The following is a 26,605-nucleotide window of genomic DNA, read 5'->3' on the forward strand; positions in this document are numbered from 1 at the left end:
ACCCTAAATATGAATAATGTAAATACTAATAAACACCATTACGATAAATACAAACAATAATATGGACAAAGATTTGGAGTGTTTTAGTACTTCTGCAGGATCCCCATCTGAACTGTCACTTTCAATAATTAAACAGTAATCCATCACGATAATCATTGCTACTGGTACTGTATAAACCAATAGTCTTGAATGGCTTTCCAACGTCCACAAAGCATAAAAAACTAGAGATAACGTAATGCAAACATACATAATCTTATCCAAAAATCCAATATTATAAGCTTGAAGGACCTTTCTGGTTTTTGTTCCCTTCTGTAACTCATTTCGTCGTTTACCAAATCCAAGAAACAGTGACACAGATACAACAGTTAGGAATAAAGCAGAAGAAATTGATACATTAACAATCATTCCACCATAAAACAACCTAATTACGAAACCCAAAGCAATAATAATCACATCGAATAAGGGAATGTTTTTTAACCCTTCACTATATCCAATATTCATGATCAAATAAAGTATTGGCATAGAATAAGCTATCCAATAATTTTCGCAACGATAGCCAACGAAATACATTAACAATAAGCTAATTATTACTAAAAACAACCAGAAACATTTAGCATGTGATACGCTAATGGCTCCACTCGCAATCGGGCGAAATCTCTTTTTAGGGTGCTGACGATCCTTATCTACATCCTGAATGTCATTCAAAACATAAACGGAAGAAGCAATAAGAGAAAAAGCAACAAATCCGATAACAACATTGGCAAACTTATTTGTATCATTTAAAGTACCATTAAAAAACAGTGGAACAAAAAGCAATAAATTTTTTATCCAATGAAAAGGACGCATTAATTTTATATATTGCTTCATACTTTCCTCCTTAAATTATGTTTTTTCCAAAATGACGATACAATAAGTCCTATCCACGAAAGCAATGAGATCCACAGAGATGCAATATCAATAAATGAATCCTGATATTTTACAGTAACCTTCTTATCTCTCTTAGGAATTCTTATTTGAATTAAGTTATTATTATCCACTTGTGGCTTTTGGAAATGACCTCGGCCTGTCTTAACAACGTCATTAAAATAATATATAGCTGGTAATGTGATTTTCGACCCACTTGGAAATCCACTTAAATCATATGATAATTCGTTCGGTAACTTAGATATTCTAGAACTAACATCAACTTTATTACCGTTAATCCAAGCATGATGTGTAGCTACAGTTATTTCCATAGATTTAGCCAGTGATTTAGGATAATAGTCGAAGGCTCCATTATGTCCAAAATATCCAAACATATTATTCCAATCATGAGCTGTAATATTAAAAGAGTAATTTTTATCAGGTAAGTATCTCCTAAACGTCTGCTTCTCACTCATTCTAGGTAATGATTGTCGATAGTCTGTAGTTTGTAAAGCTATATCAATATTCAAAGTAAAAATTATTAATATAGAAGCCAAAATTGATAAACATTCTAAATAGAATGATTTAAATCTTGATATTTTAATCCATGAAGCAACAATAGAGGAAAGATAAACACTTAACATTAATGTTGCTAAGCCATTTAATCTATATGGGAATTGCAAAATAGCAATTGGTGTAGATTTAAGATGCGACCATGGGACAAGGCTTGTTGTTAAAAGTAAAAGAGTTAATCCTATATAGTATGTGCTTCTATCGATTGGGTTAGATTTCTTTAAATAAAATGCTCCAAGTATTACCACTATTAACAGCAGTATACCAATATTTGGGCTTGAAACGTTATTAAGAGCATTTTTAACCGTATCAAACGGAGTCTGTACGAGCATTAAACCTAACCATGAACCACGAACTTTAGTCCTTTCCCATTGCTCATAAAAAGGAACTAAATAAAAAGCAGAAAGTAGTGAACTCAGCAAAGCAGCTTTCACAGCATTAATAAATCTAGAAATAATATTGCTAATTAATGGTAAAGTAACTAACAAAATTATGAGCATTACAATTGCTGACAAAATGGTTGTTAACATATGTGAAAAAATTAAAAATGTCATTCCAATTCCCAGCAATGGCCACTGATTATAATTATTAAAGAATATTTCATAAAAACCCAAAAAAACTATTGGGAGAAACGTATATGCCAAAGCTTCTGCTAAAACATTCTGATTCCATACTAAATAAAAATGGTAATTACTGAATGTATAAAGCAGAGCAAATATGAATGCTCGTAAATATGACCCTGAATAAGAGTACATACAAATGTAAGCTATAAAAATTGTTAAATATGTGTAAAAAAGAATAAACAAATAAAAAGCAATAATGGGATTATGAAATAATATTCTAAAAATCACAAATGGATAAAGCAAAATCCAGGGATAAAAGAAGTTAATTCCACTACCTACTTGATTAAATGTATAGGTGCTAATTCGGGGAATAAATGTTCCTCGTATAACATCCTGATAAAGCTCTTCCATGCGATTCGCATGAAACATAAAATCACCGGATGACATTATTTGGTTAAATCGAGAAAACAAATAAACATAAATAATGGGTAATACAATAAAACATAATAATAAAACTAACTGACATTCAACTTTTTTTTTCAAATATCGCATTTTTCCCTCTGAAAATATTAGTTAAAAAAGATGACACTATAAATTATTCTGCATAGTGTGCTAGTATGCGTTATCAAATATTTTTATATTTAAGACTTGCTTGAATGTAAACTAGACTAAAAACAGTAATAACAAAGCCAATGAATGATATTAGTAAACTCAATTTAAATATTTTGGGAGTTACAAAAACAATCTTAATTTTCATTTTATTCATATTTTTTTTTGCTACGAAATTAAGATAATTGTGTCTATCACTAATATCGTATATCCTGCCATTAACAAGCAATTTATAGTCTGACTTTTTATAAATTAAAAATGGAAGTGAGACATGTGTATCTAACTTTACAGGATGATCTACAACAAATGTGTTTGATTGAAATCCATCAATTATTTTCGTTGGATGATATTCCTTTTTCCCAATTACAACTTTATGATCAAATAAATCATTCAAAAATGGTTGAGCCTTAAGAGGTACATAATCTTGAAACCTGACATAGCCTGTTTTCACTCTATGATCAGATAAAATTTTATCATAATTACTAGAATTTAATAATGTTGGAAAAGAATAGTACATATCATAACTGGATGACGCAATATGAAATGAGTTCTGCTCCTGAATTTTAAATTGAGATTCTGAACCCACAGTTAGAATAAGTGCCAGTAATGTAATGAATATTACCCCACCCTTTTTAAAATTATTTGCTACCAATTCAGCGCCAAATAGTGAGAGAAATAATATGCTCATATCTAATAAGCGCCATGGAAATTGAATAGTTGAAACAAAAGTATTATGTAAGATACTCCACGGAAATAAATTAGTTGCCAATATTGTTGAAAATAATCCTAGTAAATAATATGCCCGCATCAGTTGATCTGACTTTTTAAATACAAAAAGTCCTGCAATTAAAACAGTCATTAAAATTAAACCAATCCCATAGTGTCCTCCTCTAAGTATGGTATTAGAAATCGAATAAGAAAAGAGTTCACCAAATGTAAGATTATAATTGCCCAAAGTATTCAAATTTGGAGTAAAAGTGCCAATATGTGACATGTGCATGATGGGAACCAAAATAACGAGGCAATTAATGAACCATATTAAAGCCGCCACAAACACCGCAATTAATTCATTAATTAGCTGTCTTTTACTATCAATAATTACCAAAATCACCCCAAATACAATCAATATGAAGACAGTCATAATGGGCAAAAGAATATGGGACCATGTCTGTAAAGTTAAACCAACCGCTAAGTATAAACTGCCTTGTTTATATATGTGATCTCTGGCTATTGTCACTAACCCACATATAGTTAGAGGAATAAAAACAAATGACCAACTTTCGCCTACATCAAAACGCGAAAAATCATTGTACATAACATATGTTGAAAATCTCAAAATTATTGAAAAAATAAAAGCAGAGTTAGATGATCTTAAAATTCTTTTACCAGACCAATATGCAATGTTTAGTCCTAAAAATTGTTCCAAAAAAATTAATGCGTATATAGAGCGGACTGGAGAATGAAGAACTATCCTCAATAAAGCAAATAAAATGGCAGTGAAGGGAGGATAAAAACTATTAATAGCCTGCTCAATCCGTGCAAAACTATTAGTTTGGACATATGAAATTAAGTGTCCATGTAATATATTCCAGTATGCTTCTTCAAATCTTTCTATATGAAAAGTTCTATCATCTGCTACATATATAATCCTGCTTTTTGCTAGTAAAAAAACGTAAGTAATAGATAACACAAAAAAATCAATACCAGCAATAACAACTTAATATCAGCACGTCTTTTAGTATGTTGTTGCAAAGGACTTTCCTCCAGAAAATATAAAATTATGGTTTCTTTAAAATAATTGACTTCATTTTAAAACCATATTCATAGCTTGAATTTGGGAAATAGTTCTTATTATTAGTTAGCTCAAAATAAACATCTGAAAGCGAATATCTATTGTAAGGATAATTTAAAGCTTGTAATACGATACGATTTTTCCCGCATTTTTTTGCATTAATAATTTGTGCATATCTATTATTCAGTTGTTCATTAAAATTTTTGCTCTCATACATTCCATTAGTAACAAATATTAAAGACAAAAATGCAACCACATACAATGACATATAAATAATTGCTTTGTCTCTAATATTTGTCAAACTATATGGAATTAATTTAATAACACCAATTAGCATTAATATAAATGGCCCTAAATATGTCCTTGATATATTCATCCCTTGTGGTGAAATAATTAAAAAATAGCAGCAAAACTAGCAACAATAAATATAATACCATCTATTAAGTGTGGATTATCTTTCCAATAAAAATAAGCAAATACAGTAATCAAAATAACAACACACATAAATACAACAAATTGAATTTGCTTTGTAAAGAAATTCATTTGTAATGATAATCCATACCATAAACGATCAGTAATACTCATAGCAAAATATGAATGAAGAGTTCTAGCACGTTCAGCACTCCCAGGAGACATTAATAGAAAAATGAAGCCTACAAAAACAAAAAATACAGACAAAGCCTTTTTTATTGGCATTTTATGGTTATGGTAATAGGAATCTATTAATTGCAAAATAATAATTAATATAATAGCGCCAGAAGTATTTTCATTGCCCCAACCAGCTATAAAACCTACTAGGCAGCTTATGGTAATAACTATTTTAGAATTGTTATCATTCATTACCAATACAAGGTACAATAAATCCATAACTAAAGTAATCAGATAATTGCCAACTCCTGTTTTCCATAAATAAACTGTTGAAAAACCAGGAGTAAACAAAAATATACTAAATATGACTAACATAACTCTGGTAAAACTAATGTCATAGCGAGTTACCCCTTTAACAAGGATTGAAGTTAAGTAGGTCATTATTATAAAACCTAAGCTAGAAAGAATGCTGCCAAAGAATACTCCGTGCATTAAAAGGACACGAGCAAACGATTGACCGAAAAACCTTCCATTCCAATGAAAGTAATCCCCAATGCCGGCCTTTATAATTTCTGAAAATGACAAATTTGCCAAAGAAAAATCGTCGTCCAAATATGGTGTTTTATAGTTCCAGTAAAACATTAATAAATACACGCAAAATAATATTATTGCAAAAATAGAAAACCTAATTAGACGCCTTTTGGAAAAATCTGATTGCATATGAATACTCCCCCCCTATTTCAAGTTAATATATTACCTTGCATATCTATATTTTTTTATGTAACAACATAAAACAAATGCAGATGAAATAAATGATAAATAGCCGAAAAACCTCTGCAATCGTTTAGGAACTGAAACTTGAAAGCCCTGAATTGCAATGAAATCATTGTGGTTCAGGGCTTTTGGACGAAAAAAATAAAAAACGCAAGAACTCTTACGCTATACTTTAAGTGTCAAAATCAAAGTAGAAAAGAGTCTTGCGCTATGCAAATTATAAACCATTTCAGTACTGAAAACGATTCTCAAAACATTATTTCTCACTTCTTAAGCCTAATTGGTCTAGCTAAGCTAACTCACAGGGTGAATTTTAAGCGTCACTCATTATGTTCATTGAAAATGATCGTAGCTTGGTTAATGACAGCTCATTTTGAGCGTCTTTCGATCAATCGTGCTCATCCAGATTGCCATTTTACCCCAAGAACGGCACGGAATGTTTTGAATGATGGCCGTATTAACTGGCAGAAATTAGTCTGTTTAGTAGCGATTCAATTAATTCGCATCTTAACCCCGTTTATTGATGGTCGACGTCGTTTGGCATTAGTGCTTGATGATACTCTGTTAGCACGTCGTTGGTCCCAAAAGACTGAATTATTAGCCAAGACCTATGACCACGATAAGCACGAGTATGTAAATGGTTACCGTGGCTTAACTCTCGGTTGGAGTGATGGTAATACTTTTTTGCCTATTAATTTTGCTTTAATGTCAACTCACCAGCCTGCTAATCTGATTGGATGCTTAGCGCAGATTACTGACCAACGTCAAATTGCCGGTCAAAGAAGGGCTCAAGCTCAACGCCCAATGAACCAAGTGGCTCTAGAATTGATTAGACAAGCGCAAACACTAGGCGTGTCAGCTAAATACGTCCTTTTTGATTCTTGGTACAGTTCGCCGAAGATGTTTTGGCAACTCGCTCAGCTTCAGCTTTTTGGTGTGGGTATGCTCAAACGCAGCGCAAAAGTCTATTATCGATATCGTGGTCGTCACTATAGCATTAAGGGTCTTTATCAACGTTTAGCAGCTTCTAAAATGAATTGTCGGCATCACTATCTTTACAGCAGTGTCATTCAAGCCCAATATCATGGCCATCAGTTTCCGCTAAAAGTGGTTTTTGTATCCAAAAAGGGGCACCGTCAGGACTACCTAGTTTTAGCGACCACTAACTTAGCTATGCGGCCAGAAGAAATCATTCAATTGTACGGACGCCGCTGGCAAATTGAGACCTATTTCAAAGCTGCTAAGCAGTATTTAGCTCTTAATCGATCACAAATTCAAAGTTACGACGGTCAATGTGGTTATATTGCCGTCACCATGATTACTTATGACTTATTGGCTTGGCAAGAACGACTTAATACTGATGATCGCACAATTGGTGGACTCTTTTACATTATGAATCAAGCACTGCCAGATATTCGTTTTATGGACGCATTGGTCTACTTATTTCATGAACTGGGTCGAGCTGAGCTCAGCCTAACTGATCACATTGATAACATCATTAATCGATTCATAGCTCAGTTGCCAATAACGATCCAAAAAGCATTGAATACTGGCATCTAAAAGTCTAATTTAGGCTGAGAAAAGCCGAAGCTGACGCAGCTCCGGCTAGTTTTCGTGCTTTCAAGTTTCAGTTAGGAATATAAAATACATCTATCTTCAAATCATTGTTATTATTATTGTTTGCACTTAACCTAAATCCAACTGTTCCCCTATTGGTTGAATAGTATGGCACCCTTTTACCATTTACTGTTACCTTATAATTGCAATCACTATAATTAGCAAATGGCAAATCGTATATACTATTTACTTTGTGCTTTTTTATTAGATACATCATGCCATTATGTCTAGAATAACCATAATAATTTATTTTTTTCCCATTCATAAAAAGTTGCGAATCTGTTAAGCTTTTGAAATTACTCATAGATTTAGAAGGCAAATAATCTAAAGATCCAACTCCAGTGTAGTCGCTACTAATAATGTATCTGAATCCGTTTTGACTATTAATTTTAAAGTTCTGAAATGGCAAAGGATTACTGTAAGTAGCTGGCCTACTAATTGCAGTTTGACTGGAACCATGGTTAATTAGAGTTACAGATTCACTCCAAAAAAGTATTAAAGGTGTAATCATTAACAAATAGAAAATGATTTTCCTAAATCTAAGGCTAACCTTTTTATTAACGAGTTCAAAAATAGTTTCAGCAACAAAAAAACAAATAAAGAAATTAATAATCCATATAAAACGTCCTGCCCATTGGATTTTAACAATTGGTGTCTTGCTCAAAATAACCCAAAAGATATTAGATGCTGATGAAATAATAAATGTATAAAATAAAGCAATAAAAAACGCACCATGGGTTATATTGTCCAGATTTGCCCATAAGAGTAATCCAACTATACTAAATGCTAAAAATATCGAACCAATTGATTGTTCATTTTTTAAAATACTTTCTAAAATATTATATGCATTTTCACCTAAAATAAATTTTGGAGATTGAGTTGCTCGAATATTAGAACGTAACACAATAATTAAGTTGTACCAATAAAATATTGTCATTAAAAAATAAACAGCTGCTGATAAGACCAAACGATATAGTTTAAGGGCACTTATCTTATGTAGCACAATGGACAAAATAAACATAAAAATAACTAAACTAAAGATCATTATTGTGCTAATTAAATGAGTATATGTTACAGCAGAAAGTCCTATCGGCAGTAAAAGCCAATGATTATTATTATTCAAAAACAATATGCTATAACATCCAAACACCACTAAAGGAATAAAAGCTGCTGCAAAAAATTGCCCAATATCAAATGTACCAATTGCAAAATTAAACAAATAATTAGACAATCCATAAAATAATGCAAAAATGAGGCTTTTGCGATTATTATGCCAATAAATTAATCCAACAAAATATGATATCAACATGATTATTCCAAAAAGAATAATTAAACCGATATAAGTTGCCAAAATATAGTTATGAATAAACATAAATGGAATTGCTAGTATGTATAATGGTAAGAAACCATATGACATATTACTTGCAATACCAATGCGATTTAAACTATAGGTTGCAACATAAGAAAAAAGATGGTGATGTTCCAATGTTTGATAGGTATCAAAAATTCGATTTAAATGGTATCCTATATCAGCCCCAGAAAATAATGTTCCTTTTAAAATCAATGGAATCATTGCCAGAAATGCCATTAAAATAATTATTAAAATATCAATATAGTTTCTGCTTTTCGAAACTTTATTCATGATAAAAACTCACTTTCTTATATTTCAAATTCACTCATAATATTTTAAAAGATTACGATCACTGCTACTATATGATGATTTAATTGTACATAACACTGAGCATTTGTATCATGTAAACGTGGCATGTCCATATGCCTATTCTTTACTAGAACTACTGCATTTAACAATGCCATAAATAGTTCAAATATTAATAATTTCAATCTCTTCTTATTATGCAAAAAGCGAAGAAATAAGCAATGTAAATAATGGCTAACGTTGTGAGACTTGTTTGAACATTCCATGTGTTCGAAGCCAGTATAAAATTGCGCAGTTTCAGTGAATATATATATTCTTGCCTAATATCTGACACGAAAATTTATAAATACCTAAAGATAATTGTTAAAAGAGTCAAGATTGATACTATCTCCAAAGTAAAACATTCATATAAGGATAAACACTAGACTGTCTTGATACTAAACATGTAGATTATTACCAATAATAATGGCAAGAGCTACCACACTAAGTAAATGAGAATAAACAATTATTGTGCAGCAAATGGCAAATCGAAGTATTAATTGTTTAGTCATACTATTACTATTTATAATATTATAAATCATAAATTTAAGTAAAAATGAAAATATGTAAACAATTCCTGCACCTACTTGCGTTTCATTACTAAATTGGCATAAAGCAAATCCTGCACAAACAGATGAAATAGGAAATATCAAAAATAGAATTATAGTATTGATTACCACAATTTGATGACTAAATGAAAAAAGTAATGTAATTATTAATACCAGTGGCCATAAAGTAGTATCAAGATTCGATTCATTGCTTGACCAATACCAAAAAAAGGAATGAAAATTGAAGCAATTTGATAATTCATGATGGAGAAATTCGCTAGATATGAATAAAATTGTCCCACTGCGATGGAAAGTCATTTTTATATAGTTTTAAGTAAATTACTTGAAGAAGCATAACTCCTAATAAGATTAAAATAATCCACTGTCTAAACGACTTGACCTTTTTTCATAGCATACCTATCCCTTAATAATGGCTATCAGCCTACTAAAGTATTCCCTTTGAGAAAATTTCACTACACTATTCTTAACTTTTTGGGGAGATAAATCATCTGGAAGTACCTTTAACATTTTCGCTCTTAAGCTATTAATATTGCCTAATTTATAAACATACCCATTAACATTGTCCTGCAACACATCCCCATAACCATCAAAATCCGAGCAAACACAAGGAATTCCTCGTGACATTGCTTCCAACATAACCATTGGCAATCCTTCAAATTTTGATGTTAACACTAATGCCTGAGGATGTATTTGCTTAACAATCACACTCCAAGGATCTTTCGTCCATCCATACCAATCAAGACATTCTGCAATCCCATGGTCCTTCGCAAATTTTTTGCAAAGAGCTAAATCATCACCACTACCAAATAGCGTTAAATGAATATCTTTTTCATCATGTTTTAATTGCTCTATACCCAATAACAACTCGTGCAAGTTTTTCTGACCATCAAACATAATGCGACCAACATAGACAAGGTTAATCGTCCCATTTGATGGTTGGTTTAATGGCCCACTATAATCATCAATTGGGTTAAAAATCAGCTTAACAGACGATGGATCTGCTCCCATTTCAATTAACTTGTCCTTAATCGGTGAACTGATTGCCCAATGCTCATCAGCCACTAAAATATTGCGCGGATCAAAATAAGGTTGGTGTGTTAAAGAATAATGAATCCATGAAATTAACTTCCAATGACGATGAAGCAATTGACGATATTTAGCTACTAACTTAATGAGGTTGGCAGCCAGTACAATCACTTTAGCATCGTTAGGCTGTTTCATGAGTGCTTTAATGACCAACATTGCTTTGTGCACTTTACCATCATGATGAACCATCATTATATCCACATTTGAATTAATGGAAGATAGCCATTGCTTATTGGTTGGAATGGAAGTTAACACAAGCGTCACATGATTATCATTAACCAAATGGTTAACAACTTTAGCAACAACAGTTTCGGTACCACCATTACCATTCATTTCTGGACAAATAAAAGTCAGTTGCATAATCTAATCCTTTGTTTTGACGTACTCAATTTTTGGATGGAATGAAAAACCTTTAAGAGTTGCCTGCAAAATAATCTGACGACGTTCTGCCTTATGGTCTTTGGCTTTTAATTGGCAACGCGTCAAATGTAAGATCGTTTTTAATGCAAGGTGAATCCAACCAGCAAAACCCTCTCGCCTGTAAACATATACTTCATTGCGGTATGCATAACGATAACGAGGCAGTCGATCTACCGAATCATTAACGATATTGCTGCCGGTATTTGATTTGCATTTGTGAACAACAATACTCGATGGAACAAAATAGCAAGGATATTGACGAGAGATTCGACGAGAATATTCAAAGTCGTCAGCCCAAATAAAGAATTCTTTGATTGGTAATCCAACTTTTCGAACAACCTGAGCCGACACAAAGAAAGAAACAAAACTAGTCATGATGATGCGCTTGGCATGTCCTTCAAAATCCGTTAGTTTGCGATTCAAAGAAACTTTAGGAATATTCATTTGACACATTGAGCCATCTTTCCACAGCACCTTGCTAGATAGAAAACCATTGTTCGGTAGCTGTTTATGAGTTTTAACAAGGTTGCTCAATGCTTTAGGCTCAGGAATAGAATCATCATCCATTAGCCACAAATAATCATATCCACGCTCGACACCTTCACGAATGCCATATTGAAAACCTCCAGCACCACCTAAGTTTTGTCCAGTGTCTTGATAAAGAACACGATCATCCTTAAATGAATGAACCAGTTGATCAGTACCATCAAGACTATGATTGTCAATTATCAAAATATCTAAATCTTTGTAAGTCTGTTTTAGTAAACTATTGATGCATTCTTTAAGCAGTGGTTTACGTTTATATGTAACAACAATTGCAGCTATTTTATGGATACTCATTATAAATGTTTCAACACTTTCGTTTTGAATTTATAGCAATTTTTCAATATCTTGGGATTGGTGAACTATACTAAATTTTTCCAAATTTGGCTGAAATATACTTCTATCAATATCTCTGGATAAAATCCTTTCTAAGGACGTAGACCAAGAAATGACATCCATGTCTGTCATTTTTTTAATAGTATTCCCGGAGAATATAACATTATCATTCTTGTCAGACGCTAAAATTTGTAAATTACTTATTTGCGACTCTAAAGCCACCAAACTAACACCTTCATAACGACTAGTAAATAACAGTGCATCCATAGCAGAATACCATTCATTAATGTTGCTTAAATAACGTTGAAAGAAAATATCGTTGTCAAGTTTTAAGTTACTAATTTGCTTTTTTAAACTAGCCTCTAAAGGACCGTTGCCCACAATAATCATTTTACTGTTAGGATGTTTTTTGTGAAATTTGTCAAAAACTTGAATAGCAAATTGAGGATTTTTTCTAGATTGTAAAGCTCCAACAAAACCTATTAAATATGTGGAATTAGATAGACCAAGCTGCTTACGTAACAATGCACGCTTAGAAGCATTAAAGATAAATTTAGAAATATCCACACCATTAATACTAATAACAGCATTATTCGCTTCATTACCAAACATCCACCGTGCAGCTTTTGCTGAAGTAGCTATTCTAACACTAACATAATGATTTATTACTTTTCTTCCATGTTTATTCAAAGAGTTGAGCATAAACATTAATAACTTATTTGAAAATTTATGACTATAATACGAATTATGAGAATGGCAAACTATTTTGCGAACATGTCCGTATTTAGAAGCATAAACTATCGGTAAATAATTCCAAGATGAAGAATAATTGAAATAAGCAATATCATATTGATGGTTTTTAAACCATTCTTTCCACCAGTGCCAATGACGTATTGGGTTTTGGGTCACAGGAATTACCCTATTAAGTTGCCATCCATATTTCTTACATTGCTTCTCTGAATATCCAGTATGATCTTCACCATAACCCACCATATCAATATGATATTGGTCCTTAGGAAAACGACTGAAAATTCTAAAAATAACTTCTGTAACTCCACTGCTTCTAACACAGTCACTTATAACAAGTAGTCTTTTCATACTAATTCTCCAAAATAAAACGAGGATAACAAATATTACCCTCGCTATTCTAACTTAACTAAGTGTCAAGAGCAAACTACCTAAGCCATGCTCGCAAATGATGATCTAATCTCTTACTTTTTGGAGGCATTGCCATATAATCATTACCATAAAGCATCGTCAAATACTTGTTCCAACAAGCCATTGTGTAAAATTGATGACCTTCAAAAGATACTTTGGTGGATTTAAAATATTCCTTGGCAGTCAACGTTTCACGACCAAAGTCACCCCACATGACGTCCCCAATCCATCCAGTTTGTCGGAAATCGTAACTTTGTGCTAACTGATCCAATCTGCGGTTAGCACGACTCAAACCATACATCCGCGCAAAGATCATAAAGAATGGTTTAATGATTCTCTTAGCCATGGTTCGACCAGTTCCAGGCTTAGCAAAACTCAACATTTGAATCTGTCTAGCTACACCAATCTTTTTATATATTTTTTTCTGTGCAGTAATATCAGATGGTAGTCCGTCCATTGGAAAAACATCAATCCAAAGATAGTCAGCCATATCGTTTTCGTACTCCTGATCCATCTTAGTTTCTAAATCTACCACTTTAATGAATGGATAGCTTGAATTACCAAAATGATAGTCCGTGAACATATAGTGATCATTAAATGTTCGTTGACTCTTTGCAATCTCAAGAACTTTATTGTAGCTTTGGCGATCCATGCATACATCAATATCATCATCCCACGGAATAAAGCCATGATGCCGAATCGCACCTAAAAGAGTGCCAGCACATAAATACATCTTCAAATCATGTCTCTGACAAAAATTATCAAAATTCAACATGATGTTCAACAATCGTTGTTGAATTTGTGGCCGAGTCAATTGTTGCATTGCATTGCTACTCCTTATTTGAAACTTTACCTTGAATATTATAGCTTATTTTCCATTCACAAACAGAATAACTCTATTAGTAATCCATTTATTCAGCCAAATAGAAAATCGTTGCAAGGGTTTAGCAATCAAAAGACGTCTAATAATGATATCTATTAATACACAAGCTATGAAAACTAAGAGTGAAAAGCCAATTGCTTGTCCTACATATAACATTGCAGAATGAGCAACTTTAGCGGAAGATATTAAATTATGCCAAACCAAAGGTCGGATAAAAGAATCTTCGTGAATCAAATAAACGCCAAACATCGACCCAGCTAGATAATTGATAATCGGACTATGAAAATGCAAATTCTTAAAGAAAGAAAAAGTAAAAACTGATGTTAAAAGTACAAATGGACTGTTTAAATCACAGAAATCAAGTACTCCATTAGATGTATGCTGGCTGTGAATCAATAACGTAAATAGCGCTAATAATATCATCGATAGTAAAGCACTGATTCCAGTAAAGCGGGCTGAGTTTAAATGCTTCCCACTGTATTTACGTAAATATGCAGCTACCAAATACAGAAGCCAGAAATATGTGCCATATGAATAACCAAAACTATCGGGTTCGGTATCTGGCTTATTACTAAATAGCCAAATACCAATTACCAAAAAAGACCAAGTAATAGTCATTAAACAAATCAGTAAAAGCAACTGACGTGATTTAAGATGACTAATAATAATATTTAAGAATGGCATTGCCCCTAGCATTAACAAGTATGAATATACAAACCAGTAACCACTTGGTAATGGGAATGGCAATAACATATTAATCCATCCATGCATCCAAATGGCTTGTGGATAAAAAATACGTAAAACAATATAAATGAGGAAGCTATAAAACATCATCGTCAGCAATAGGTTAATAGGACGATAAAAATTAAACTTTTTCTCACACAAGAAATAGGCCCCAATCATTACAAAAATAGCCACCCCTGTTTTGCCAAAATATTGTAAGAAAGCATTGACCCGCAGAGCACCAACTGTCTGTGGATTAAAAGTTTGCCAGTAGAATGTTCCATGATAAGCATAATGGTGCATCACAATAGTAAACATTGTCAGTATTCTGAGCAATTCAATACTTGAATTTCTATCTTTTCGTTTTGTCACAAAAATAACCTCGCAAATTAAGTTGTAGTCACATAAAAACGACCCAACACCAGGCTTAGCTGTTATTAGATCGTTTAAAAGAAACATTAATCTACTGTAATGGCTTGCCGATCAGGATAATAATCATTTTCGAAGCGACCAATGTTTACCCACGATTCTGCTCCCCAATCATAACTATTGCGGCCTTCTGTATAAGCACCACTACCGGCTGACCAATAGCATGGATCATAAATGCGGAAGTAACCATTACGGTATCCGACAATAACCTTGTTATGGTTCTTGTGACCATATCCTCGTTCATAACTGGAATAACCATAATATTGCACAGGGTGACCGGCATTCACCAAATTAATGATGTCTTGTACGCTAGATCCTGTGATATTGCGAACTGATGAGTCAAAGTGATGAGCCAAGTCAACTAATGAATTTGGCTGAATGATCAAACTAAAACCTGCCCCACTGTATATATTCCCGCCTTGTCGTTGCTGCAGAAGTGACAGTGCATAAGGAATATTAATGTACTGCTTTGCACTCAACAACATAGCAAGGGAATAGACAGAACATCCTTCTGCCACAAACGTTGGTGAGAACTGGCTACGGTATTCTGGGTACCAAATATGCCCGCTATTATCAGCATGGCCTGTATAACCATTGATATTCACCCAACGGTTGCGGTACATATTAGCATTCGTTGGATCAAAGTAATATTCCACACCATAGATCCAATGGTCACCTTCTAAAGCATAAGCATTGGTATTGTCAAAATAGTACCAGTTGCCATTAATGTAATGCCAGCCGGTTAATGCCCAGGCATTTGTGGGATCAAAGTAATACCAAGATCCACTTGCCGGTGACTTAAACCAACCAGTATGTGCAGCTCCATTATTATCAAAATAATACCAGTGATTGTTGCGTTGGAACCAACCTTTAGTAGCTTTCCCATTATTGCTAAAGAAGTACCAGCGATTGTTGACCTTAGCCCAATCACCAGTAACAAAGTGCCCATTATTGAAGTAGAAGTAATCATCACCAAGCTGTAATAAACCTGATTTTAAACCATTAAGAGGTAGATTGCCCGTTTGTGGATCAGCATTCACCTCATGACCATTGAGATTAACTTTAGTTTGCAAGACACCAGAATTGGGGTCATAGTAACGAAAACTACGACCATTATTAACAATAATAACTCCCCTAATTTGAGCACCAGAGTTATTAAATAAGTAGCGATGCCCATTAATCGTAACATCGCCAGTGACCATTTGGGAGTTGGCAGGATTGAGGTAATAGGTAACATTATTCAATGTTAACCATCCCTTGTTAGCCTGACCACTATTAGCAAAGAAATACCAATTGCCATCAACATATTGCCAACCAGTTTGCATAGCACCAAAAGTACCATCATGGTGAAGATTAAGATAATATAGCTGATTATTAATTGTTTGCAAGCCTGATTCCATCAAACCAGTTCGTTGGTTAAAGTAATACCAATTATGACCATCATACTGCCAACCTAAGTCAGCATGACCGCTTGGACGAAAATGGTACCAATTTCCATTGATAACTTGCCAGCCGGTTTGCATTGCACCAGCAATGCCACCCTTACGTTGATCAAGATAGTATAAATTGCCATTAATATGCTGAAATCCTGATTCCATTGCTGTAGTAGTTGGATTAAGGTAATACCAATGATTTCCAATATAAAGCCAGCCACGATCAGCCTGACCACTATTCTTAAAATGATACCAATTGTTGTTGACATATTGCCAGCCGGTCTGCATAGCACCACTATGATTTAAATAATAGTAATCATGATTGATATTTTGTAAACCAATCTCCATTGCTGCAGAAGACGGATTTAAGTAGTACCATTGATTTCCAACATAAAACCAACCACGATCAGCCTGACCACTATTCTTAAAGTGATACCAATTGTTGCTGACATATTGCCAACCAGTCTGCATTGCACCATAAGGATGACCTGAACGATCATTTAAATAGTATAAGTCATTGTTAATATGCTGAAGACCAGCTTCAGTAATACCACTTTGTGGATTTTGGTAGTACCAGTTATTTGACTGATACTGCCAGCCAGTTTGCATTGTACCATCATTGAACAAGTACCATTGATGACTGCTATTAGCTTGCCAGCCATTGGCCTTCTGCCCATTAGCATTCTGCCAGGTAGTGCTATTGTTACTCGTCACTGGATGATAACCATTAACATCCTGCGTTTGATTTTGACTATTACTAGAACCATTCGTAGTTGCTATCGTAGTAGAACTTGGCACAACAACGGTGGTCGTTACAGTAGACTCCGAATTATTATCCTGATCGGCATAAGCTGTCAGTGTCAGGCTCACCCCCCCTACTGCAACAGTAAGTAACGTTGCGGTAAGCCAACGCTTTCCCGCTTTATATAGTTTAAAACGAGTCTTCATAATTTATTGGTACGCTCCCTCGAATTCCTTTTTAATATCTTTCATTATAACGACGACCACAAGCAAAGAAAATAGGAATCTTAACAAAATGCTAATATTTTGAATATTAAATTAGTTAAATTTTAGCAATTCTTCCATTTTGTTGACTGCACGCCGTGTGAAATAACCATTGTTCAAGTTTTCAGCAAATTTCATGACATTGCTTTTAATTTCCATATATCGTGTCTTATCTAGAGATTGCAACGTCTGACTTAAATCATTTAAATTACTGATGACAATACCTAGATTATGCTGTTCAATAAATTTTGCTAAAGCGGCCTGCTTCCAAATAATAACCGGAATACCTGAACTTAAGTACAGTGAAGCTTTATGTGGTGCATTGTATTTTAGGTAGTGACCATACTTGCCACTGCATGTATCTAACTGATCACCATCCCATACGAGGCCAAAATCATATTGTAAATGTTCAGGCAATTGCTCTGGACTATACTGTCCACAATATTCAACACCATTCTGGTAATGATCAGCCGGATTAGGGCCAAATACATTTAATTTCAAATGAGCATCATCTATCTTAGTTAGAAAACCTGATTTCATTAAATTGCCAGCATAGCAAACAGTCTGTTCATAATGTTTGCGCTGAATCAATGGCTGAGGATTAAGATAATCAAAAATATCTAAGGACACCATTGGTTTTTTGACACCTTGAGACTTCAAATAATGAGCCATTTTCTGATTATGAACAATCAACCCATCAGCCTGATTGAGAACATTCATTTCATGAATTCCTTCTTCTTGAGAGGAAAACATACGCAAAGCTTCAATATCATGAACAAAGAAAATCAGCTTGGCATGACAATGATGGTGAAAATCCTTTAAGAAGCGATCCATCACAAAAAAGGAATAAGCAGGATACTGGAAAATTAATTCGTCCATGTTTCGGTGCGTTCTTAAATAATGTGGAAGTTCCCAATAAGTCAAACGTAATTTTTGAAACTTAGAATGGAAATCGGTATGTATCAGGGTACTTGTAAAACTTAATGGTTTTAAAAAAGCTGCAACGTCTGCTTTAGCTTTGGGGGCTGCATTATTTTTGTCAAAATCAACAATTGTCAAAATTTCTTTCTTCATTATTTTTAACCTCATCAAATAAAAAAGCGGCCGACTTTTAACGTTGTTCAACACGCTAAAACCGACCACCTTTACTAACGATTAATTTACTTCATTTCATATTGCGGATCGTTACATAGCCTACTGAAATGACAATCCCAGCAAGTCCGCCAAGAACAATCCCAACTAATCCATACTTTTTGATGCTGGGATGACTATGAGATTCAACACTCTGATTAGTTGCTTTGCCTAACAATGAAACGTGGCCTGCACCTGGTTGTTCCTGAGGTAGAACTTGCTTAAATGCACGCGCTGATGTGTTAGCAATAACCTTAGCATCATTGGGGCGACTAGTATGTGCGCTGATCTTCAGAACAAGGGATTGATCATTCGTCTTAGCTGAAATAATGCCGCCTAAATCATGAGAAGAGTAGCGATGACGCAACTTCTTAGGTAGCAACTTGTGAGTTGTTTGAGCAACCTTGGTGTCCTCTGCTACATCTTGGTAAGTCTTCATCATGTTCAAATCAGCCTGTGTCATCTGGTCTTGACCACTATTAGCACGTTCGTTTTCCCTTAAGTTATGTGAAACTAAAACGTTACGCGAAGCAGTGAAAGTAGTAGTCTTCTTATGTTTAGCATAAAGCCCAAACACCCCACCGCCAATAATTGCCAAGACAATTACGACAATTAAGCTAGTATAAAAGCTTTTCCGCACTTGATTCTTATTCAATGTTCTTCTTCTCCATTCGACTTTGTCTGTCGCTAGTATACACTATAGAATATGCTGCGAGCAAAAAAGGATCATAATCAATTTCCAACAGGTGTTGTTCCACCATGGCACTAATTGTCAATATCACAATAATAGCTGCTAAAGCATAATCTTCAGCTTGAATAGATTGCCAAGAAATTTTAGTCATCCAAAAGACAACGATTATGCCTAGAACCAAACCTGAAATAATCACCATACGCATGAAAGATGAATCAATAAAGAAATAATTTTGATCATTGACATGGGCAGCGCCAAAGCCCCACCCACGTTCTGTTAGATGTTGTCCAAACCAGCTGATCCCATATTTACCCAGTGCTTGATGTGAAATTGTCAGACGTCCTGATACCAACTGATCTAACCGTAACATCCAATTTTTTTGATTATTAAATAACCATGCCATCATCACGGTAGCATAAGCCATTATTGGTGTGACACCCCAATAAAATTTAGTCACTAATTGAGCTCCCCGGTTGCCACGCTGCGCTTGTTGTGCAAACCAAATCACAGGAATAATCAATAAAAGACAAGCTGTGTCTAAACGAGCATCACAAACCTTCATAATAAAGATGGCTATTAAAACAATGCAGCAATAATACCGCCAATTAAGCTTTGAAAAATTCAAATAGCAATACGCCATGACTAAACTCAAAACATGTGCTGCAAAGTCAGTCGTATAAATAATGCCAAATGATAGGCGAACAACATCTTGACGGTGGAAAATAATATTGGGAATAATACCAACAAGAGCTGACACAATGACAACTGCAAAGATAATTAATCCGACAGTAAGGTAAGTTTGCACAATTTGATGAAAATCAATATTACGAGCAGTAATTACGAATAACCCCATCGTAATCATTGGCAGTGACTGGGACAAATACCATGAACATCCTAATAAAGCCATCATGACTAAATCTAATAATAACTGTCGAATATCGTGATCATCAAAGCACAGAAGCTTTGCAACCAGCAAAGCTAATGAAATATAAATCAGCCTAGTTAGCGCATGGTTAGAAACAAACTGAATAAAAGTCGTCGTCTGCAAAAAAGTAATGACTAAGCCAAAGATGAAGGCAACAAAGTATAATTGCTGACCAACTGTTTGGCGTTGCTTAGCATCTCTTAAAACCTCTATTATGCGCGTCATCATTCAATTCTACTCCTTATTGCCTCTGCGATTAGCAATCAGCTGAAGTGCTTGATGCACGATCGGGGCCCTCAAAGTAATAATTCCAATCAAGTAAAGAATTATCCCAGCAGCTACTTGAACAATTAGATGAATAATATTCATCGACATATACTGGTCCATTCGATAAACTACTACAAACATGATAATCCCTGCGAGAAAGTATTTCCACAGTGAAGAGAACAACTGACGGCGTCGAATCGTACCTCTAATGCAAAACAACTGGTAAGCGGCGACAGAAAATTCAGACAAAACTGACGCAATTGCCGCACCATTAACGCCCCATAGATAAATCAAAACCAAGTTGCTAATAACGTTAACGACAGCGCCGATGGTTACAGAAACAGTATATTCTCTAACTCGATTAATAGGAATCAAATACTGATTACCAGTAACTGTACTCCAAGAAATAAACAAGATCACAGGAGCTTCATAGAAAACAATTTTACCAGCCTCTATGTATTTGTTACCCAAGAACCATGGTGTCATTTTCGCAGAGATAGCCATCATACCAAACATCATTGGAATGGCAATTGCAGTGGAAAAATCAAAGAATATATATAAACTTTTGCGAACTTCTTTAACTTGACCCTTTGCATATTTACTAGCAATGTGTGGCAACATTACTGTTCCACTGGCAGTCACAATAGCTATTACCAATTTGACAAGTCTATCAGCATAATCAAATTGGCCCAAGGCTGTTTGAGTAGACATCCGTCCTAACATCAAACGGTTAACGACAAGGTAAACTTGGGTCGTAACTGTTGGAACAAACAAGAGCAAAGATGGATAGAAGTGTTTCCAAGGATGCCAAGTTTTAATTGGTACCCAGCGGACAGTTTTAGGTAAATAAGGCCATAAAGTCAAATTACCGACTAAAGAAGCCCCATCCAGCAGCAGAATGTATTTCCACAAATCGCTTTCCTGTTTAACAAAGGTGAAAATCATCAAAATGGACAATAGCTTTACGATTGTATTACGTGTAACTGTACGCTTGAAATCTTCAAGCCCCATGAAGTACCAGGAAACATCAAAAGCAGCCGCTACAATCCAAACTGATTGAATTAAAAAGTACTCCCTAAAAGTAGTACTAAAAAGAAAAACAATGACAATATAGGCAATTAGTGTTAGGAACACTGTCATCAATTGGAGTGATTCAATCCCCCAAAAAGTCTGTGATCGTTTAATGGGATCATCACGATTATAAGAAATTTCGCGATTTCCGTACATCGTAATGCCTAATTGACCAATTAAATAAAAAAAGGTCACCCAACCAGTTGTATAGGCATAAATACCATTATTATGCGGGCCCAAAACACGCGACACATAAGGTGTCGTAATTAAAGGTGCCAACATTATCAAAATCTGGTAACCAGCGTTATACAAATAGTTTTTGATGACCTTCATTATTAATCTTTAAACTCCTTATTTACTGCAACAAGAGCAGCTTCCAACACTTGATCCATATTGTAGTAACGATATTGGCCAAGCCGGCCACCGAAGATAACTTGTGGTGTCTTAGCAGCTAGTTTTTGGTAACTCTTATAAAGAGCATTGTTCTTTTGATTATTAACTGGGTAATATGGTTCATCCCCACGGTGCCAGTCGGCAGGGTATTCGTGGGTGATAATGGTCTTCCCCTTATCACCCTTGCCAAATTCAAAGTGCTTGTGCTCAATAATTCTGGTAAATGGCGTTTCAGCGTCGGTGTAGTTAACGACCGCATTACCTTGGAAGTTGTCGACATTCAGTTCCTTCGTGTCGAAACGCAGACTCCGGTATTGTAACTCACCCAGTTGGTAATCAAAGAACTGGTCGATAGTACCTGTGAAAACGATTCGCGGATAGTCACGTAGGTATTCTTCCTTGTGATCAAAGAAATCAGTATTGGTTTCAACATCAATCAAATCACTAGCTAGCATCTTCTCAACGATCTGAGTATAACCACCAATCGGAATCCCTTGGTAATCATCGTTGAAGTAGTTGTTGTCGTACGTCAGACGAACTGGTAGACGACGAATAATGAAAGCTGGTAAATCAGTGGCTTTTTGCCCCCACTGTTTTTCGGTGTAGCCCTTAACCAGCTTTTCGTAGACATCACGACCAATCAAAGAAATAGCTTGCTCTTCCAAATTAGCTGGTTTCTTACCTGCCATTTCCTGACGTTGCTCGTTGATCTTATCCAGAGCTTCCTGCGGCGTAACGACGCCCCACATTTTGTTAAAAGTGTTCATATTAAAAGGTAAGTTGTAAATCTCACCCTTATAATTAGCTACTGGACTATTAGTATAACGATTAAATTTTGCGAATTTGTTAACATAGTCCCAGATTTTTTGATTTGAGGTATGGAAAATGTGGGCGCCATACTGATGAACCTGGATGCCATCCACTTCTTTTGTGTAGATGTTACCAGCAAGATGGTTCCGCTTTTCAATCACTTTAACATGCTTACCACGCTTTGCAGCTTCATAAGCAAAGGTGGCACCAAAGAGCCCGGACCCAACAATAAGATAATCATATTTACTCATAATACATTCACCTATTTAATTAGACTTCACGTTCAATATCAAAACAGAAATATTATACTACTTTTTAGTTTTAATGATGTAAATTGGTCGATGCTTAGCTTGCATGTAAGTTTTGCCTACATATTTGCCAACTATTCCGATACTGAGTAATTGTATTCCACCCATAAAAAGGATGATGCAAATCAAGGATGCCCAACCAAAAGCACTTGCGTTTGGTGACACTATGTGACGAATAACCACAACAATTAGAGCAATAAAAGCTAACCCAGCAATTAATGTTCCAAACCAAGTAGCAATGGATAATGGGGCGTCTGAAAAGTCCATAATCCCATCTAAAGCATAGCGAAAGAGTTTACTCATTGACCAGTCTGTAGTACCAGCCACCCGTTCCACATTGTGATAATCAAGGTATTTAGTACGGAAGCCAACCCAGGAAAAGATACCTTTAGAAAAGCGATTATATTCTGTCATCGATAAGACAGCATTAAGCATTTGGCGGGTCATCATTCGATAGTCACGAGCTCCAGGAATAATTTCAGTTTCTGAAATATGATTGATGACATGATAGAATTGCGAAGACAAAAAGGATTTTATTTTTGCTTCACCCGTTCGATCCGTCCGCCGTGTTCCTACACAATCATATTCACCTGATTGAAGATCTTTATACATTGTTGGAAGCATCGCAGGTGGATCCTGCAAATCAACGTCCATCACAACCACATAATCACCAGTAGCTGCTTGCAAACCAGCATAAAGACCGGCTTCTTTGCCAAAATTGCGTGAGAATGACACATAATGCACTTCATCAGGATATTTCTGATGAAGTTTTTCCATCTCCATCAATGAATGATCCCTAGAGCCGTCATCAATAAACCAATATTCTGCATCAACTGGCATTTGAGCAATAATCTTGGATACAGCAGGATAGAAAAGAGGAATGGACTCTTCTTCGTTGTAACAAGGCACTACGACTGATAACTTTGGCATTGTCACCTGTCCTTTCCCTTAAGCATGCCCAACAAATTTTCGTTCTAAGAACTTTCCACCCTTTTTTAGCCAATTAGTATGTTCCATGAATACGTAATTAACTTCTTTAGTTTGGTATTGAGGGTGAACTTCCAACCAAACATCTAACAGCAATTCACTCAAAAAACCATAAACGCGCTGCTCATAAGTGGAATAAGTGCTAACGTCAGTTCTTTCTTCAACATCCTTCAAAACAGCAAAGAGCCATGTGAGGTAATCATTTAGTGGCTTACGCTTCATGATAAACATGTTAAACATATGCGCCCACGTACGATTCATCACAGTATCAAAAGCGTCTCCATATAGCGCATATTTCTGATGAATCACTTGATCCAGCACATCAAATGGTTTGTGTTCATGTGCATGGAGATAATGGGACTTATTGGTTTCAATGTAATAACGACGTTTGCTTGGCAAAATAATGTCGTTATTTTCTAATAATTTATCGGCTTGTTTGTAAGTCAAAACTTTATTGAGCGACTTGTGGTGATTCAAACTCAAGTAACGACGGTAATGTACAAGCCCCATCGCGTCAACATCCAAGTTTTTCCATCCCCAGTAAATCGCAGTCAATTCATTATAATGTGCGTTTTTCTTAGAAATGTTGTCACCAGTATTATCGCCTTGAAAAGTATGATTAACGTCTGGATGCAAATCTTTACCCACAAAAACTGGCAAATACAGATCATCTTGTGGCATCACATAATTTTTATGAGTGGCCACAATAACTTTGATTTTACTCATTGGTATTTACTCTCCCTAATCAATAAGCCCCAGTACTCTTAAAAATACTAATAACGTTTTTAAACAGGATCTGAACGTCGAAAAGCAGTGAAGCCCTATCAACATAGCTTAATTCGAGATCTGCCCTTTCCGGATAGCCAATATTACTTCTACCACTTGCTTGCCAAAGCCCCATCGCACCTGGACGAACAGACAATAATTTATCGACGTGACCATCATATTGAGATAATTCTTCTGGAACTACCGGCCGAGGACCAATAATTGTCATGTCACCACGTAAAATATTAATAAATTGAGGAATTTCGTCAATTGATGTTTTACGGAGCCAACGCCCCAATCCAGTAATACGTGGATCTTGTTCTGGCTTTAACTTATAGTTATTATCTATATATTCTTTATATAGTTTAGCGTCATTATGTAATATTTCATCAGCACCAACGACCATTGAACGGAATTTCAAAATTTTAAATGGCTTATGGTATTGTCCCATCCTTACCTGCTGGAAAAATAATGGCCCCTTATTACTACCAAATTGGTCAGCAATAAATACAAATAAGAAAATTGGGCTAAATACAATTAAAGCTAGTATTGATAGTACAATATCAAAAAAGCGTTTGATGAATCGGTACCACCAAGACTGCTGATTTTGACTTTTTCTCTCAGCCATATTTTTGCCTCATTTATTCTCAAAAATCACTATCTTACATATAATACAGCGTTGGCCCGGCTGAAACAATCACTTTTATAAATACTAAACATTCTCATCCAGCCAACGCTCAATATCATCCAGCTGGTAACCCTTGCGAAAGAGGAGTTGCTTGACGCGCTGCTTACGTTCATACGACTGGTACTTTCCGTAATGGTGCCAAGCCTTTTTGGCTTCGCGATCCAGTAGGTCTGCTTCGTGCTTGGGGTCAGGTTCCGGCCGTGCCGCCGCCAGAGCTTGCTGGATGATGTTACTATTATAACCATTTTGTATCAAATTGCGCCGCACCCGCTCTTCTTGTTGCCGGGCTGATCGCCGTCCCTGTCGTTTAAAGACTTTCTTTGCTAACTTGGTAGCGTTAGTTAGTTGGATATCAGGAGTAAAGAGCTCCAAAGCCTGTTCAATCACTTCGTCAGCAACGTGTTTTTGCTTAAGGTGTTGTCTGATAAAGCCCGGCCCTTTGAGATCGAGCCTCATCTCAGTTCGAACGTAGGATTTTGCGTAGTTACTATCATCGACGTAACCCTGTTGACTGAGGCGTTCCATCACTGGTGGCACCATCGAAGCAGGCGTGTCAAAGTCAGCTAGCTTTTTCTCGACTTCTGCCGCTGTCCGCAGACCGTAGGAAAGGTAATCAAGGGCGCGCAGATAAGCAGTGTTTTGCTGGTCAAAGCTAGTGATCATTTTGATCTGATCCTTATCCAGCTCAGTCCCCTTCAGCAAGTGATACTTTACTAGCACTGCCTCGTCGACGCCAAAGGCAAATTGGCCGTCGAGAAAGATATTATAGCGGTGGCGCTTGCGATTCTTTTGCGTTGTGACTTTGGTAATTTTAGCCAATTTCAAATTTCTCCTTTACATTTTCCCTGCTCGTTCGTTTCTATAAGTGT

At 35.3% G+C, this 26,605-nt stretch carries 20 protein-coding genes and 1 pseudogene; 1 reads left to right on the forward strand and 20 read right to left on the reverse strand.

Annotated features, from left to right (window positions below; translation table 11 throughout):
* Positions 1–3: 3 nt before the first annotated feature.
* From AB3114_RS04445 to AB3114_RS04460, 4 genes and pseudogenes are all read right to left on the reverse strand, one after another.
* On the reverse strand, positions 4–867 hold the full coding sequence (locus tag AB3114_RS04445; RefSeq protein ID WP_367342058.1) for a UbiA prenyltransferase family protein: 864 nt from the start codon (positions 865–867) through the stop codon (positions 4–6).
* Entirely contained in the window at positions 864–2,486 is a 1,623-nt protein-coding gene (locus AB3114_RS04450; RefSeq protein ID WP_367342059.1) for a 6-pyruvoyl-tetrahydropterin synthase-related protein, read from the reverse strand. Before AB3114_RS04450 ends, AB3114_RS04445 begins: the two co-directional genes overlap by 4 nt.
* Before the next feature lie 178 nt (positions 2,487–2,664).
* Positions 2,665–4,338 (reverse strand): hypothetical protein, encoded by a 1,674-nt coding sequence (locus AB3114_RS04455; protein ID WP_367342060.1) that lies wholly within the window; start codon positions 4,336–4,338, stop codon positions 2,665–2,667.
* 88 nt (positions 4,339–4,426) lie between these two features.
* Positions 4,427–5,748: pseudogene (locus AB3114_RS04460) on the reverse strand (DUF6056 family protein).
* 264 nt (positions 5,749–6,012) lie between these two features.
* Here AB3114_RS04460 and AB3114_RS04465 point away from each other — a divergent pair.
* Positions 6,013–7,362 carry a transposase gene (locus AB3114_RS04465; protein ID WP_169490189.1) on the forward strand — a complete coding sequence of 450 codons (1,350 nt, stop codon included), beginning with the start codon at positions 6,013–6,015 and terminating at the stop codon, positions 7,360–7,362.
* A 67-nt stretch (positions 7,363–7,429) separates the two neighbouring features.
* On the opposite strand, the gene AB3114_RS04470 is transcribed toward AB3114_RS04465, so the two are convergent.
* From AB3114_RS04470 to recX, 16 genes are all read right to left on the reverse strand, one after another.
* Positions 7,430–9,061 carry a hypothetical protein gene (locus tag AB3114_RS04470; protein WP_367342061.1) on the reverse strand — a complete coding sequence of 544 codons (1,632 nt, stop codon included), beginning with the start codon at positions 9,059–9,061 and terminating at the stop codon, positions 7,430–7,432.
* Between the two features lie 1,019 nt (positions 9,062–10,080).
* Positions 10,081–11,130, reverse strand: a complete 1,050-nt coding sequence (locus AB3114_RS04475; protein WP_367342062.1) for a glycosyltransferase — start codon at positions 11,128–11,130, stop codon at positions 10,081–10,083.
* A 3-nt stretch (positions 11,131–11,133) separates the two neighbouring features.
* On the reverse strand, positions 11,134–12,030 hold the full coding sequence (locus tag AB3114_RS04480; protein WP_367342063.1) for a glycosyltransferase family 2 protein: 897 nt from the start codon (positions 12,028–12,030) through the stop codon (positions 11,134–11,136).
* A gap of 30 nt (positions 12,031–12,060) precedes the next feature.
* The gene (locus tag AB3114_RS04485; protein ID WP_367342064.1) at positions 12,061–13,167 is read right to left on the reverse strand and encodes a glycosyltransferase; all 1,107 of its coding nucleotides are present in this window, start codon (positions 13,165–13,167) and stop codon (positions 12,061–12,063) included.
* A 76-nt stretch (positions 13,168–13,243) separates the two neighbouring features.
* Complete coding sequence (locus AB3114_RS04490; RefSeq protein ID WP_367342065.1) at positions 13,244–14,050, reverse strand: phosphorylcholine transferase LicD; 807 nt, start codon at positions 14,048–14,050, stop codon at positions 13,244–13,246.
* Between the two features lie 45 nt (positions 14,051–14,095).
* Positions 14,096–15,205: an acyltransferase family protein gene (locus AB3114_RS04495; protein WP_367342066.1), complete on the reverse strand. Its 1,110-nt coding sequence runs from the start codon at positions 15,203–15,205 to the stop codon at positions 14,096–14,098.
* An 86-nt stretch (positions 15,206–15,291) separates the two neighbouring features.
* Positions 15,292–17,643 (reverse strand): C39 family peptidase, encoded by a 2,352-nt coding sequence (locus tag AB3114_RS04500; protein ID WP_367342067.1) that lies wholly within the window; start codon positions 17,641–17,643, stop codon positions 15,292–15,294.
* A 111-nt stretch (positions 17,644–17,754) separates the two neighbouring features.
* On the reverse strand, positions 17,755–18,774 hold the full coding sequence (locus tag AB3114_RS04505) for a galactofuranosyltransferase (protein WP_367342068.1): 1,020 nt from the start codon (positions 18,772–18,774) through the stop codon (positions 17,755–17,757).
* A 91-nt stretch (positions 18,775–18,865) separates the two neighbouring features.
* The gene (locus AB3114_RS04510; RefSeq protein WP_367342069.1) at positions 18,866–19,486 is read right to left on the reverse strand and encodes a chain-length determining protein; all 621 of its coding nucleotides are present in this window, start codon (positions 19,484–19,486) and stop codon (positions 18,866–18,868) included.
* Positions 19,479–20,675 (reverse strand): hypothetical protein, encoded by a 1,197-nt coding sequence (locus AB3114_RS04515; protein ID WP_367342070.1) that lies wholly within the window; start codon positions 20,673–20,675, stop codon positions 19,479–19,481. Before AB3114_RS04515 ends, AB3114_RS04510 begins: the two co-directional genes overlap by 8 nt.
* A 6-nt stretch (positions 20,676–20,681) precedes the next feature.
* Positions 20,682–22,118, reverse strand: a complete 1,437-nt coding sequence (locus AB3114_RS04520; RefSeq protein WP_367342071.1) for a flippase — start codon at positions 22,116–22,118, stop codon at positions 20,682–20,684.
* Positions 22,119–22,120: 2 nt separating this feature from the next.
* On the reverse strand, positions 22,121–23,239 hold the full coding sequence (gene glf / locus AB3114_RS04525) for a UDP-galactopyranose mutase (RefSeq protein WP_367342072.1): 1,119 nt from the start codon (positions 23,237–23,239) through the stop codon (positions 22,121–22,123).
* A gap of 57 nt (positions 23,240–23,296) precedes the next feature.
* A complete protein-coding gene (locus AB3114_RS04530; protein WP_367342073.1) occupies positions 23,297–24,226 on the reverse strand; it encodes a glycosyltransferase family 2 protein in 930 nt (309 codons plus the stop codon).
* 18 nt (positions 24,227–24,244) lie between these two features.
* A complete protein-coding gene (locus tag AB3114_RS04535) occupies positions 24,245–25,009 on the reverse strand; it encodes a DUF4422 domain-containing protein (RefSeq protein WP_367342074.1) in 765 nt (254 codons plus the stop codon).
* Positions 25,010–25,028: 19 nt separating this feature from the next.
* Complete coding sequence (locus AB3114_RS04540; protein WP_367342075.1) at positions 25,029–25,676, reverse strand: sugar transferase; 648 nt, start codon at positions 25,674–25,676, stop codon at positions 25,029–25,031.
* Between the two features lie 84 nt (positions 25,677–25,760).
* Positions 25,761–26,555, reverse strand: coding sequence for a recombination regulator RecX (gene recX / locus AB3114_RS04545; protein WP_367342076.1), 795 nt, complete (start codon positions 26,553–26,555; stop codon positions 25,761–25,763).
* Positions 26,556–26,605: the final 50 nt, after the last annotated feature.

The sequence above is a fragment of the Limosilactobacillus sp. genome (assembly GCF_040772465.1).
Taxonomy (GTDB): domain Bacteria; phylum Bacillota; class Bacilli; order Lactobacillales; family Lactobacillaceae; genus Limosilactobacillus.